Genomic DNA, 12,971 nt, shown 5'->3' on the forward strand with positions numbered 1-12,971 from the left:
CTCAGTGTCCTTCGTATTCGATGGTGATCTCGTCCGAGAGCGGCAGGCACTGGCAGGTCAGCACCAGCCCGTCCGCTACCTCGTTGTCCTCGAGCGCGTAGTTCTGCATCATCTCGACCTCGCCGGACTTCACCCGGCCGATGCAGGTCGAGCAGACCCCGGCCTTGCAGGAAAAGGGCGCGTCAATGTCGTGCTCGCGCGCCGCGTCGAGCACCGACTGACCGCTGCGCGGCATCTGGAAGCTGCGCGACACGCCGTCGAGGATCACGGTTGCGCGGATCATGTCGCCGCTCTCGCGCGCGGCCTCGGCCGCGGCCCGCATCTTGGCGCGCCCGGGCTGGGCGGCGCCGAACAGTTCGAATTTGATCCTGTCCTTCGGCATGCCCGCCTGCTCAAGCGCGCTTGCCACGTCCTTCATCATCGCTTCGGGGCCGCAGATGAAGGCCATCTCAGCCTTCGGGCTGACCCACGGGCCGAACAGCGCGTGGCATTTTTCGGCGTCGATCCGGCCCGAGAACAGCTCGATCTCCTGCGCCTCGCCCGAGAACACGTGCACCACGTTCAGCCGGTCGAGATAGCGGTCCTTCAGATCGCCGATCTCGCGCTTGAACATCACCGACGACAGTTGCCGGTTGCCGTAGACCAACGTGAAGCGGGCGGCGTCGGAGCCGGCAAGGATGCTCTTGGCGATCGACAGCACGGGGGTGATGCCGGAGCCCGCGGCAAAGCCGAGATAGTGCTTCTCGCCTGCTTCTTCGGGCGCATGAAACCGGCCTTGCGGCGGCAGCGCCTCGAGCGTGTCGCCGACCTTCAGATCGTGCTTGGCAAAGCTGGAGAAGGCCCCGCCATCGACCTTCTTGATGCCGACCCGCAGCCCCTCCTCGGGGGTGGCGCAGATCGAATAGGAGCGGCGCAGCTCCTCGCCCTCGAAATCCCGACGGAAGGTGAGGTATTGACCCGGGCGAAAGCGGAACTTGTCGCAGTCGCCCTTCGCAGGGGCGAGCGAGACCACCACGGCGTCGCGGGTGTCGTGGTCAATGCCGGTGACGGTCAGCGGATAGAACTCTTGCATCAGATCGCCTTGAAGTAATCGAAGGGCTCGCGGCAGTCGCGGCAGCGGAACTGCGCCTTGCAGGGGGTGGAGCCGCGCGCCGCGATGGCCTCGGTGTTCTCCGAGCCGCAAAGCGGGCAGGCGGCGCTCTGGGCCGATAGCATGCCGGCGCAGTTGGCGGCATTCAGTTGCGGTGGGGCGATGCCGTAATCGAGCAGCTTTTGGCGCCCCTCATCGGTGATCCAGTCGGTCGACCAGGGCGGCGACATCCTGCGACGCACCTCGATCTTGTCGATGCCGCGGTCGCGTAGCGCGGTTTCGATGTCGAGCGCGATCACCAGCGTTGCGGGACAGCCCGCATAGGTCGGCGTCACGTCGACCACCAGCGTGTCATTCTCCCAGCCCACGTCGCGGACGATGCCGAGATCGACCACCGAGATCGCCGGGATCTCAGGGTCGGGCACCTCGCCCAGCCAGCCGCGCACGGTGTCGGGATCGGGGCGCATCGCGCTCACCAGCGTGCGTCGGGGAAGCTGCGCGGGACCTGCTGCATCTCGGCCAGGATATAGCCCATGGTCTCGGTGTGGATGCCGGTGCGGCCGCCAATGCGGGCGTGGCCGTTGCCGGGGATTTCCAGCGTCGCGCGGGACATCGTGGCGGCAGTCTCGGCTTCGAAGGCCGTGCGGACCCGGTCGAGGCCGGGCAGCACGCCCTGCGCCACTAGCGTCTCCTCGACCTCGTCGGTCGCCATCAGGTCGGCTGCATAGGGCCACAGCGCATCGAGCGCGCCCTGCATCTTGGCCCGGCTTTCGTCCGAGCCGTCGCCCAGCCGCACGATCAGGTCGCGCGAGCGGTCGATGTGGTAGCGCACCTCCTTCACCGATTTCTGCGCCAGATCGCGGATCGCCTCATGGCCGCTCTCGCACAGCGCCTCCTGCATCGGCAGGTGCCACGCGTCGAACAGGTATTGCCGCATCAGCGCATGGGCGAAGTCGGTATTGGGCCGCTCCACCAGCTGCGCGTTGAGGAACTGTCGCTCGGTGCGGAAGAAGGCGAGGTCGTCGGGGGTGCGACCCTTGCCCTCGGCTTGGGCGGCGATCTCGTACCAAAGCTGGGTCTGGCCGATCAGGTCGAGGCCCATATTGGCAAAGGCGATGTCTTCCTCGAGCACAGGGGCATGGCCGCACCATGCGGCGGTCTGCTGGCCGAGGATCAGCGTGGTGTCGCCCATCCGCAGGCAGAAGGTGACGAGCGGATCCATCACATCGCCCCCACATCGTCGGGGATATTGAAGAAGCTCGGGTGGCGGTAGACCTTGGACTTCGGCGCCGCAAAGTTCTGCTCGGCGGTGTCCGGATCGAAGGCGGTGATCTTGTTCGATTCCACAACCCAGATGCTCATGCCCTCGTTGCGGCGGGTATAGACGTCACGCGCGTTCTTCAGCGCCATTTCAGCGTCGGGCGCGTGCAGCGAGCCGACATGCCGGTGCGACAGCCCATGCTGGCCGCGGATGAAGATCTCCCACAGGGGCCATTCCTTGCTCATGTCGCTCACTCCGCCGCGATGGTCTGCTGTTTCTCGGCATGGGCGGTCAGCCCGTCGCGATACCACGCGCCGTCGTCCCAGGCCTTGTTGCGCGCCGCCAACCGGTCACGGTTGCACGGGCCGTTGCCCTTGAGCACCTCGTAGAACTCGGACCAGTCCGGCTCGCCGAAATCGTAACCGCCCTTCTCCTCGTTCCAGGCGAGGTCGGGGTCGGGAACGGTGAGGCCCAGCCATTCGGCCTGCGGCACGGTCTGATCGACGAATTTCTGCCGCAACTCGTCATTGGTGTTCTGCTTGATGCCCCATTTCATCGACTGCTCGGAATGCACCGAGTCCTTATCGGACGGGCCGAACATCATCAGCGAGGGCCACCACCAGCGGTTCAGCGCGTCCTGCGCTATCGCCTTCTGGTCGTCGGTGCCCTGGCAAAGCTGGCGCATGATGTCGAAGCCCTGACGCTGGTGGAAGCTCTCTTCCTTGCAGACGCGGATCATCGCGCGGGAATAGGGGCCATAGGAGCAGCGCTGCAGGGGCACCTGATTCATGATCGCGGCCCCGTCCACGAGCCAGCCGACCGCGCCGATATCGGCCCAGGTCAGGGTCGGGTAGTTGAAGATCGAGGAATACTTGGCCTTGCCCGACAAAAGCTGCGCGGTCATCTCGTCGCGGCTGATCCCCAGCGTCTCGGCGGCGCAGTAGAGGTAGAGCCCGTGACCGGCCTCGTCCTGCACCTTGGCCAAGAGGATCGCCTTCCTTTGCAGCGACGGCGCGCGGGTGATCCAGTTGCCCTCGGGCAGCTGACCCACGATCTCGGAATGCGCGTGCTGGCTGATCTGGCGGATCAGCGTCTTGCGGTAGCCCTCGGGCATCCAATCATTGGCCTCGATCCGCACGCCGCGATCGATCTTCTCCTGAAACTCGTGGTCCTTCTCGGAGGTCTCGGCGGCCCCGGTCTCGACGAGCTGTGCGTACATGTCGGATCTCCTGCGGCTTGCAACGAGTCGGTTTCCGCACGGGATTCATCGACTCTCCCGAATTATGTGACATGTGACGTGGCACATTTCAAGTCACAAGATCGGATGTGTGTGATGTATCGTGACAGCGTTCCGCAGGGCGGAACTGCCTTGCCGGATCAGTGGTAGGAGAGATCCGCGATGCGCCGGGCGATGCGGGTCGGATCGGCTCTGAGGGGGCCATCGCGATCGACGAAGTCGCGCGCCACGGCGGCATCGGCACCGGGGGTGAGGTGCAGGTAGAGCCGGGCGAACAGCGCGCGCACCTCCGGGCCCTGCCAATTCTCGGGCAACATCCCCAGTGGCAGCGCCGGGTCCGACAGCGCGATATCGCGATAGACATGCACCAGCAGCAGCCGCAGCCCCAACGCCTCTTCAGGGCTGCAGGACAGGCCGTCGAGCGGTGCGAAGCCCTCCATGAAACGCGCCATCCGTTCGGCCAGCGCGTCGAGCGGCCATGCGGCGCGGGCCATCTCGGTCAGGTCATCCTCGGTGGTGGCATGGAAATGCGGCGCGCCCAAGGGGGGCAGGGGGTCGCCGCGATCCGGCAGGATCGCGAGATAGGGCTCGGCCATGCCGAAGCGCAGTCGCGTCAGCCGGGTCACCAGCGCTTCGCGCCCCGGTCCCTGCGGCAACGCCACGAGATGCCAGCCTTTGAGCGGCGCGGCGCGGGGGCGGCGATAGATGAGCCGCGCGGCGCGCTGGAACTCCTTTTCTGCCGAGGCGGTGAGCCGGTAGTAGCTTTTGCGCCCGTCCTTTACCCCCTCGATCCGCTCGGCGGCGACGAGCCGCGACACGGCGGTGCGCACCCGGCTTTCACTCAGGCCGACGGCGGCGCAGGCCGAGATGATGTTGCCCATCCAGATCTCGCCGCCGCGTGGCGCCACCACATCGCCATAGAGCGTGACGATGAAGGCGCCGGCGCTGACCGGATTGGCGGCGAGGACGTTGTGCAGGGCATCTGGCGACATGTCGGCTCCGGGTTGTGCGCGAGAACCGGTGTAGTGCCCTCGCGCCATGGGCACAATTCAGCCCTTGGGCCGCTCGTCGATGACGCGCTTCGCCTTGCCCTCCGAGCGTGCGATGCTGCCGCAAGGCTTGATCTCGACCTTGCACGACACGCCGACCACGCTCTTGACGTGGCCCATCAGCTCGCGCGCGGCGGCCTGCGCCGTGGCTTCGTCGCCATCGGTCTTGCACTCGCAATGGATGCACATCTCGTCCATCCGGCCCTTGCGGGACAGGTGGATCTGGTAATGCGGAGCCAGCGCCGCGCATTTCAAGATCTGCTCCTCGATCTGGGTCGGGAAGACGTTGACGCCGCGCAGGATGATCATGTCGTCGCTGCGCCCCGTCACCTTCTCCATCCGCCGCATCGAGCGCGCGGTGCCGGGCAGCAGCCGCGTCAGGTCGCGGGTGCGGTAGCGAATGATCGGAAAGGCTTCCTTGGTGAGCGAGGTGAAGACCAACTCGCCCTCTTGGCCGTCTTCGACCGGTTCGCCGGTCTCGGGGTCGATGATTTCCGGGTAGAAATGGTCCTCCCAGATGTGCAAACCGTCCTTGGTCTCGACGCATTCCTGCGCGACGCCCGGGCCCATCACCTCGGAGAGGCCGAAGATATCGACCGCATCCATGTCGAAGGCCTGCTCGATTTCCTGCCGCATCGCGTTGGTCCAGGGCTCGGCCCCGAAGATGCCGGTCTTCAACGAGCTTTCGCGCGGGTCGAGCCCGGCGGCGCGGTAGGCGCCGAGGATCGACAGCATGTAGGAGGGGGTGACCATGATGATCGAGGGCTTGAAGTCTTCGATCAGCGTGATCTGGCGCTCCGTCATGCCGCCGGAGACCGGCACCACGGTGCAGCCCAGCCGCTCGGCCCCGTAATGCGCGCCAAGCCCACCGGTGAACAGGCCATAGCCATAGGCGACGTGGCAGATGTCGCCCGGCGCGCCGCCCGCAGCCCGGATCGAACGCGCCATCACGTCGGCCCATGTGTCGATGTCGTTCTTCGTATAGGCCACGACCGTGGGTTTGCCGGTGGTGCCCGAGGAGGCGTGCAGCCGCGCGATCTGGCATTGCGGCACCGCGAACATCCCGAAGGGGTAGTTGTCGCGCAGGTCCTGCTTCACGGTGAAGGGGAATTTCTTGAGGTCCGACAACGATTTCAGATCGTCCGGATGGACGCCGCATTCGTCGAACTTGGCCCGGTAGAAGGGCGAGCCCTCATAGGCGCGCTTGAGCGTCTGCTTCATCCGCTGGAGCTGCAGTGCCGCGATCTCGTCGCGCGAGGCGGTCTCGATCGGGTCGAGGGGCGCGCGCGCCCCGGTGGGTCTGGTGAGCATGTCGTCCTCCCTCGGGCGCCCTCCCGTGGCGCCGCATCTGTTCACTTGGCGCGTGGCGTCACGATCCGTGAATTGCCGCGGAAGCTGGCGATCAATGTACCGTCCTCGCGCCGCACCGCCACGTCGTAGAGTCCCGAACGCCCGGCCCGGGTGACCTCCGTCCCGGTGCCGATCAGCACGTCGCCCAAGCGCCCCGGCGCGTGGTAGACGATGTCGCATTGCACGCCGACGGCTTGGTAGTCGTAGCTGTTGGCGGCAAAGGCAAAGACGCTGTCGGCGAAGGCGAAGGTCAGGCCGCCATGCAGCGTGCCATGGCCGTTCACCATGTCCTCGCGCACCCGCATCCGCATCACGGCGGTGCCGGGTCCGACCTCGAGAAGCTCCATTCCCATCGCCTTGCTGGCGGTGTCCTCGTCCCACATCTCCTGCGTACGCTTTTCGGCCTGGGCCTGCGGGTCGAGCTTCATCTCCACCGCGCCGCTCATTGCGCGCGCCCGGTGAAGACCGGCTCCCGCTTTTCGGTGAAGGCTCGCACGCCCTCGGCATAATCGGGCGAGAAGCCCGCCTTGCGTTGCAGGTCACGTTCGAGATCGAGGCTGGCGTCGAGGTCCTGGCCGCCCGCGGCCTGGATCGCCTGCTTGGTCAGCCCGTAGCCATAGGTCGGCCCCTTGGCCAGCGAGGCCGCGAGCGTCTCGGCCCCCTCCATCAGCGCCGCATCGGGCACGGCGCGCCAGATCAGCCCCCAATCGGCGGCCTGCGCCGCGCCCAGCGGTTGACCGGTCAGCGCCAGTGCCTTGGCGCGAGCTTCGCCAAGCGCCCGGGTCAGGGTCCATGTGCCGCCCGAATCCGGCACGAGGCCGAGCTTGGCGAAGGACTGGATGAAGCGCGCGCTCTCGCCCGCCAGAACGATGTCGCAGGCGATGGCGAGGTTGGCACCGGCGCCGGCGGCGACGCCGTTCACCGCGCAGATCACCGGCTTGGGCAGGGCCCGGATGGCGCGGACCAGCGGGTTCCACAGCGTGCCGATCGTCTCGCCCAGATCCGGCGCACCGCCCTCGGCATCGGGGTGTCGCTGACCGAGATCCTGACCGGCGCAGAAGCCGCGACCGGCCCCGGTGAGCAGCACCGCGCGCACCGCCTCCTCCTCGGCCGCCCGGCCGATCGCCGCGCGCAGCGCAGCATGCAGCTCGGGGGTGAAGGCGTTCAGGCGGTCGGGCCGGTTCAGCGTCAGGCGCAGCACGCCATCCGTCAGGTCTTCCAGAAGAACTGGCTCGGTCATGATCCCTCCCTCGCATCGCGCGCATCGCCACCGGCCTCTCCCCTCAAAGAGGCACGGAAACGCAGCGCTTTCGAAAAAAATGTGTTGCATGATGGTCGCGGCTGGTCAATGAATAAAGCGTCACGGAATGCCGAAAATATGTGCTGCGATGTGACGAAAGGGAGGAATGACATGACGAGACAAGCAGTTGCCGCCGGCGTCTCGGCGCTGGCCCTGCTGACGGCCGCGCCCGCGCTGGCCGAGATCAAGATCGGCGCCTCGCTCGCCGTCACCGGCCCGGCCGCCTTTCTCGGCGATCCCGAGGCCAAGACGCTGGAGATGCTGGTCGAGGAACTGAACGCCAATGGCGGCATCAATGGCGAAGAGGTCGAGCTGATCCTCTATGACGACGGCGCCGATCCGAACAAGGCGCGCACCTTCGCGACCCGTCTCATCGAGGAGGACGAGGTGGTCGCGGTGATCGGCGGCTCCTCGACCGGGGCCACCATGGCGATGGCGCCCCTCTTCGCCGATTACGAGATCCCGTTCATCTCGCTCGCCGGCGCCGTGGTGATCATCGACCCGGTGCAGGAGTTCGTCTTCAAGACGCCGCATACCGACCGCATGGCCTGCGAGAAGATCTTCGCCGACATCACCTCGCGCGGCATGACCAAGGTCGGACTGATCTCGGGCACCGACGGCTTCGGCGCCTCGATGCGCGAGCAGTGCCTCGACGTGGCCCCGGCCTCCGGCGTCGAGATCGTCGCCGATGAGAGCTATGGCGGCAGCGACAGCGACATGACCCCGCAGCTCACCAACATCGCCGCCACCGAAGGCATCGAGGCGGTGGTGAACCCTGGCTTCGGCCAAGGCCCGGCGGTGGTAACCCGCAACTACGCCCAGCTCGGCATCGATCTGCCGTTCTACCAGAGCCACGGCGTCGCCTCCGACGAGTTCATCAAGCTCGCCGGTGACGCCGCGAACGGGCTGCGCCTGCCCGCGACGCCGCTCTTGATCCCCGACCAGCTGGCCGAGGACGATCCGCAGCGCCAGCCGGTGCAGGACTACATCGCGGCCTATGAGGCGGCCCATGGCGAGAAGCCCTCGACCTTCGGCGGCTATGCCTATGACGCCTTCCACCTGCTGGTGAACGCGATCGAGCGGGCCGGCTCGACCGATCCGGTCGAGATCCGCGATGCGCTCGAGGCGACCGAGGGCCATGCCGGCGTCACCGGCGTCTACAGCTTCACCCCCGAGGACCACATGGGTCTCGACCTTTCGGCCTTCCGGATCCTCGAGATCAAGGATGGCGGCTGGACCCCGGTCGAAGAGTAAGGATCTGCCTTGTCGGAGCTTCTGCAATTCCTCGTCTCCGGGATCACGGTGGGCGCGATCTACGCGGCCATCGCCCTCGGGTTCACGCTGATCTACAACGCCTCCGGCGTCGTGAACTTCGCCCAGGGCGAGTTCGTGGTGATCGGCGGCATGACGGCGGCGGCGCTGATCGGCGCGGGCGTGCCGGTCTGGATCGCGGCGCCGCTGGCGGTGATCGCGGGAATGCTGGTGGGGGTTCTGCTCTACCGGCTGGCGATCCGTCCCGCGCGCGAGGCGCCGCTGGTGTCGCTGATCATCATCACGATCGGCGCCAGCATCTTCTTGCGCGGCGCCATGCAGGCGGTCTTCGACAAGCAGATCCATCGCTATGACGGCTTCTCCGGCGACGCGCCCCTGCGCGTCGGGGGCGCCACCATCCTGCCGCAGAGCCTGTGGATCATCGGCGGCAGCATCGCGGTCTTCGCCTTTCTCGCGTGGTTCCTGAACCGGACCCGGGCCGGGCGCGGCATCCGCGCCACCGCCTCGAACCGCATGGCCGCAGCACTGGTCGGCATCAATACGGGCCGCGCGATGAACCTCTCCTTCGCGCTTTCGGCCGCCATCGGCGCGCTGGCCGGGGTGTTGGCGACGCCGGTCACCTTCACCAGCTACGATGTCGGCGTTCTGATGGCGCTCAAGGGCTTCTCGGCCACCATGCTCGGCGGTGTCGGCTCGCCCTTGGGCGCGCTCGCGGGCGGGCTGCTGATCGGGCTGATCGAGGCGATGACGGCGGGCTACATTTCCTCCGACTACAAGGATGCGAGCGCCTTCGTGGTCATTCTTCTCGTGCTGTTCCTGAGGCCCCAAGGCCTGTTCGGCGCGCGCATCACGGAGCGGGTATGATGGCCGGGCAGCGTCCGACCACCAGCGCCGCGCCGGCTGATACCGGGCGCCATGCGTATTTGCAGAACAAAGTCACAAGGCGGCGCGCCATCGGGCCGGGGCTTCGCACCTTCCTGATCTTCGCGGTCCTCGTGGGGCTGGGCGCGCTGATCTTTCCGTCGAGCTATTTCTATCGGGTCGGTACGCTGGTCTGGATCAACACGCTTGCGGTCACCGGCATCGTGGTGCTGCTGGGCTATGTCGGCCTGGTCAGCCTCGGCCATGCCGGCTTCTTCGCCATCGGCGCCTATGCCACCGCGATCCTGCCGAATTACGGCGTGCCGTCGCCATTGGCGATGCTGTCGGGGGTGCTGCTGGCCGGTCTTCTGGCGCTCGTCGTCGGGCGGCCGATCCTGAAGCTCTCGGGCTATTACCTCGCCATCGCGACGCTGGGTCTGGGCATGCTGATCTGGATGGTGCTGTCGAAGGAGGCCTGGCTCACCGGCGGGCCGGACGGCATGACGGTCTCCGGCATGAACGCCCGCAACCTGTTCAAGATGGTGGGTCTCAATCTGAAATCCGCCGAGGCGTGGTACTGGGTCGCGGGCTTCACCGCCGCCATCGGTGCGGCGATCGCGGTCAACCTCGCGGGCTCCCCATCGGGACGCAGCCTGCGGGCGATCCATGACAGCGACGTCGCCGCCCGATCGCTCGGCATCGACGTGGCCCGCGCCAAGTCGCGCGCCTTCGTGATCTCGGCGCTCTACGCCGCCGTGGCGGGCGGGCTGCTGGCGCTTGCCAATGGCTACATCACCCCCGAGACGGGCGGCTTCATGCATTCGGTCGAGATGGTGACCATGGCGGTGCTGGGCGGGGCCACCTCGGTGTTCGGCGCGCTGGTCGGCGCCCTGATCCTCACCGCGCTGCCGCAGGTGCTCACGGTCTTCGCCGATTACGAGCACATGCTGCTGGGCGGCATCATGGTCGTCACCATGATCGCGATGCGGCGCGGCCTCGTGCCCTTCATTGCCGATCTCTGGACTCGGAGGAAATCATGAGCCTCGACATCGACGGCATCGGCATCGCCTTCGGCGGCATTAAGGCGGTGGACGATGTCAGCTTCACCGCGCATCCGGGCGAGGTGACCTCGATCATCGGTCCCAATGGGGCGGGCAAGACCACGCTGTTCAACCTTGTCTCCGGCGTCTACCGCGCCAGTTCCGGCCGCGTCCGGATCGAAGGGCAGGACGTCACCGGCCTTGCGGCCCATGATCTGGCCCGGCGCGGCATGGCCCGAACCTTTCAGAACCTGCAGGTCTTCCCGCAGATGACCGCGCTCGACAACGTCATGACCGGCTGCCACATGCAGGAGAGATCGAACCTGCTCTCCGACCTGCTGGGCCTGCCCGGCGCGCGGCGCGAGACCGAGCGGAGCCGCGCCAGCGCCATGGCCGCGCTGGAGCGCGCGGGCCTCGCCGATCTCGCGCATCGCCCGGCCTCCGAGATGTCCTATGGCCAGCTCAAGCGGCTGGAGATCGCCCGCGCGCTGGTCACCGGTTGTACCATCCTGCTGCTCGACGAACCGGCGGCGGGCTGCAACGCGGTCGAGACGCGGGAGGTCGACGACCTGATTCACGCCATCGCGGACGAGGGCAAGACCGTGGTGCTGATCGAGCACGACATGCGCATGGTGATGCGGATCTCCTCGCATATCGTCGTGCTCGACCAGGGCCGAAAGATCGCCGAAGGCGGTCCGCAGGAGATCCGCACCAACCCCCACGTCATCGCCGCCTATCTCGGCGCCCATGGCGCCGCCGAAGCCGAGGCCGCTGCCCATGCCTGAACCGCTTTTGTCCATCGAGGGCCTGCGCTCCGCCTATGGCCCGATCGAGGTGCTGCACGGCGTCGATCTCACCGTGAACGGGGGCGAGATCGTCTCGCTCGTTGGGGCCAATGGCGCGGGCAAGACCACCTTGATGCGCTGCATCTCCGGCGTGCAGCCGGTGAAATCCGGCTCCATTCGATTTTCGGGCCATGACATGACCCGCCAGCCCGACCACGCGCGCGCGGGTCTGGGCGTCGCGCATTCGCCCGAGGGGCGGCAGATCTTCGGCGATCTGAGCGTGGCCGAGAATCTGAGCTTGGGCGGCTATCATCGCACGGACGATCTCGGCGCGGACATGGACGAGGTCTATGGCCTCTTTCCGATCCTGCGCGACAAGGCGGCGCTGCCCGCGGGCGGGCTTTCGGGCGGCCAGCAGCAGATGCTCGCCATCGGTCGCGCCATCATGGGCCGCCCGAAGCTGATGTTGCTCGACGAGCCGTCGATGGGCTTGGCCCCGGTGTTGGTCGACCAGGTGCTGGCGGTGGTGAAGAGCCTGCGCGATCGCGGCGTCACGCTGTTGATGGTCGAGCAGAACGCCTATGCGGCGCTGTCGATCGCGGATCGCGGCTATGTCATGGAGCAGGGCGAGATCACGCTCTCAGGCAATGCCGCCGAGCTGATCGCCGATCCGCGCATTCGCGAGGCCTATCTCGGGGCGTGACGCTTGCCTCCCCGAACTAAGGCGGCAAAGATCGCCGCGATTGTTTCAGGGGAAGGGTGCTGCGCCATGACCATGTTTCGCGGGCTCTCCGCCTTTCCGATCACCCCAGCCGATGCCGATGGCCGCGTCGATACCGAGGCGCTGGGCCGGATGGTGACGCGGCTCTGTGCGGCAAAGGTCGACAGCATCGGCCTGCTCGGCAGCACCGGCACCTATGCCTACCTGTCGCGAGAGGAGCGCGGCTGCGCCGTCGCGGCGGCGGCCGAGGCGGTGGCTGGCCGTATCCCGCTGGTCGTGGGCATCGGCGCGCTGCGCACCGATACGGTCATGGCTCTGGCGCGGGATGCCGAGCGCGCAGGCGCGGATGCGCTGCTGCTGGCACCCGTCTCCTACACGCCGCTGACGCCGGCGGAGGTGTTCGAGCATTTCCGCGCCACCGCCGCCGCGACCGGTCTTCCGATCTGCATCTACAACAATCCGGGCACCACGCATTTCAGCTTCGAGCTGCCGCTGTTGCAGCAGCTGGCCGATCTGCCCGGCATTGCCGCCGCGAAGATGCCGCTGCCCGCCGACATTCCACTTGCCGAGGACCTGGCCCGGCTGCGCGCGGCGCTGCCGGAGAGCTTTTCGATCGGCTATAGCGGCGACTGGGGCTGCTCGGAGGCACTGCTCGCGGGCGCGGATGCCTGGTTCAGCGTCATAGGCGGGCTGATGCCCGAGGCTACCATGCAATTGGCGCGCGCCGCCTCCTCGGGCAACCGCGTGGCATCCGCCCGGATCGAGGCGTGCTTTGCGCCGATATGGGACCTGTTCCGAACCTTTGGCAGCCTGCGTGTGGTTTATGCCATCGCGGGGTTGATGGGTTTGACCCGGGCTGATCCGCCGCGACCGATATTGCCGCTCGAAGGGCAGGATCTCGATCGCGTCGCCGCGGCGCTCGAGCATCTTGCTGCAGCGGGACCCGTGGCCTGAACGGGAAACGCCGCCCGGAATGGCGGCGTTTGACTGTGAAAGCGCGGTCGC

General features: G+C 67.1%; 15 protein-coding genes. 6 read left to right on the plus strand and 9 right to left on the minus strand.

Annotated features, from left to right (window positions below):
• Position 1: 1 nt before the first annotated feature.
• The 9 genes from LOS8367_RS06335 to paaG form a co-directional block, all read right to left on the minus strand.
• Positions 2 to 1,072, minus strand: a complete 1,071-nt coding sequence (locus LOS8367_RS06335) for a ferredoxin--NADP reductase (RefSeq protein ID WP_085895646.1) — start codon at positions 1,070 to 1,072, stop codon at positions 2 to 4.
• Positions 1,072 to 1,557, minus strand: coding sequence for a 1,2-phenylacetyl-CoA epoxidase subunit PaaD (paaD, locus tag LOS8367_RS06340; RefSeq protein ID WP_165761397.1), 486 nt, complete (start codon positions 1,555 to 1,557; stop codon positions 1,072 to 1,074). Before paaD ends, LOS8367_RS06335 begins: the two co-directional genes overlap by 1 nt.
• A 5-nt stretch (positions 1,558 to 1,562) precedes the next feature.
• Positions 1,563 to 2,312 carry a 1,2-phenylacetyl-CoA epoxidase subunit PaaC gene (paaC, locus tag LOS8367_RS06345; RefSeq protein WP_085895648.1) on the minus strand — a complete coding sequence of 250 codons (750 nt, stop codon included), beginning with the start codon at positions 2,310 to 2,312 and terminating at the stop codon, positions 1,563 to 1,565.
• Positions 2,312 to 2,596 (minus strand): 1,2-phenylacetyl-CoA epoxidase subunit PaaB, encoded by a 285-nt coding sequence (gene paaB, locus LOS8367_RS06350; protein WP_085895649.1) that lies wholly within the window; start codon positions 2,594 to 2,596, stop codon positions 2,312 to 2,314. Before paaB ends, paaC begins: the two co-directional genes overlap by 1 nt.
• 5 nt (positions 2,597 to 2,601) lie before the next feature.
• Positions 2,602 to 3,570, minus strand: coding sequence for a 1,2-phenylacetyl-CoA epoxidase subunit PaaA (gene paaA / locus LOS8367_RS06355; protein WP_085895650.1), 969 nt, complete (start codon positions 3,568 to 3,570; stop codon positions 2,602 to 2,604).
• A gap of 158 nt (positions 3,571 to 3,728) precedes the next feature.
• The gene (locus LOS8367_RS06360; RefSeq protein WP_085895651.1) at positions 3,729 to 4,580 is read right to left on the minus strand and encodes a PaaX family transcriptional regulator; all 852 of its coding nucleotides are present in this window, start codon (positions 4,578 to 4,580) and stop codon (positions 3,729 to 3,731) included.
• A gap of 57 nt (positions 4,581 to 4,637) precedes the next feature.
• On the minus strand, positions 4,638 to 5,948 hold the full coding sequence (gene paaK / locus LOS8367_RS06365) for a phenylacetate--CoA ligase PaaK (protein WP_085895652.1): 1,311 nt from the start codon (positions 5,946 to 5,948) through the stop codon (positions 4,638 to 4,640).
• Between the two features lie 41 nt (positions 5,949 to 5,989).
• On the minus strand, positions 5,990 to 6,433 hold the full coding sequence (paaI, locus tag LOS8367_RS06370) for a hydroxyphenylacetyl-CoA thioesterase PaaI (RefSeq protein ID WP_085895653.1): 444 nt from the start codon (positions 6,431 to 6,433) through the stop codon (positions 5,990 to 5,992).
• A complete protein-coding gene (gene paaG, locus LOS8367_RS06375; protein WP_085895654.1) occupies positions 6,430 to 7,227 on the minus strand; it encodes a 2-(1,2-epoxy-1,2-dihydrophenyl)acetyl-CoA isomerase PaaG in 798 nt (265 codons plus the stop codon). The genes paaI and paaG overlap by 4 nt, the downstream gene beginning before the upstream one ends.
• Positions 7,228 to 7,398: 171 nt before the next feature.
• Between paaG and LOS8367_RS06380 the strand changes: the two genes are divergently transcribed.
• The 6 genes from LOS8367_RS06380 (at position 7,399) to LOS8367_RS06405 (ending at position 12,920) form a co-directional block, all read left to right on the plus strand.
• Complete coding sequence (locus LOS8367_RS06380) at positions 7,399 to 8,541, plus strand: ABC transporter substrate-binding protein (RefSeq protein ID WP_085895655.1); 1,143 nt, start codon at positions 7,399 to 7,401, stop codon at positions 8,539 to 8,541.
• 9 nt (positions 8,542 to 8,550) lie between these two features.
• On the plus strand, positions 8,551 to 9,423 hold the full coding sequence (locus LOS8367_RS06385; protein WP_085895656.1) for a branched-chain amino acid ABC transporter permease: 873 nt from the start codon (positions 8,551 to 8,553) through the stop codon (positions 9,421 to 9,423).
• Positions 9,423 to 10,460 (plus strand): branched-chain amino acid ABC transporter permease, encoded by a 1,038-nt coding sequence (locus LOS8367_RS06390; protein WP_085895894.1) that lies wholly within the window; start codon positions 9,423 to 9,425, stop codon positions 10,458 to 10,460. Before LOS8367_RS06385 ends, LOS8367_RS06390 begins: the two co-directional genes overlap by 1 nt.
• A complete protein-coding gene (locus tag LOS8367_RS06395; RefSeq protein WP_085895657.1) occupies positions 10,457 to 11,245 on the plus strand; it encodes an ABC transporter ATP-binding protein in 789 nt (262 codons plus the stop codon). The genes LOS8367_RS06390 and LOS8367_RS06395 overlap by 4 nt, the downstream gene beginning before the upstream one ends.
• Positions 11,238 to 11,948, plus strand: coding sequence for an ABC transporter ATP-binding protein (locus tag LOS8367_RS06400; protein ID WP_085895658.1), 711 nt, complete (start codon positions 11,238 to 11,240; stop codon positions 11,946 to 11,948). The genes LOS8367_RS06395 and LOS8367_RS06400 overlap by 8 nt, the downstream gene beginning before the upstream one ends.
• A 66-nt stretch (positions 11,949 to 12,014) precedes the next feature.
• Entirely contained in the window at positions 12,015 to 12,920 is a 906-nt protein-coding gene (locus tag LOS8367_RS06405) for a dihydrodipicolinate synthase family protein (protein ID WP_085895659.1), read from the plus strand.
• The last annotated feature ends 51 nt before the right edge of the window (positions 12,921 to 12,971 follow it).

Source organism: Limimaricola soesokkakensis, from assembly GCF_900172345.1.
In the GTDB taxonomy this organism is placed as follows: Bacteria; Pseudomonadota; Alphaproteobacteria; order Rhodobacterales; family Rhodobacteraceae; genus Limimaricola; species Limimaricola soesokkakensis.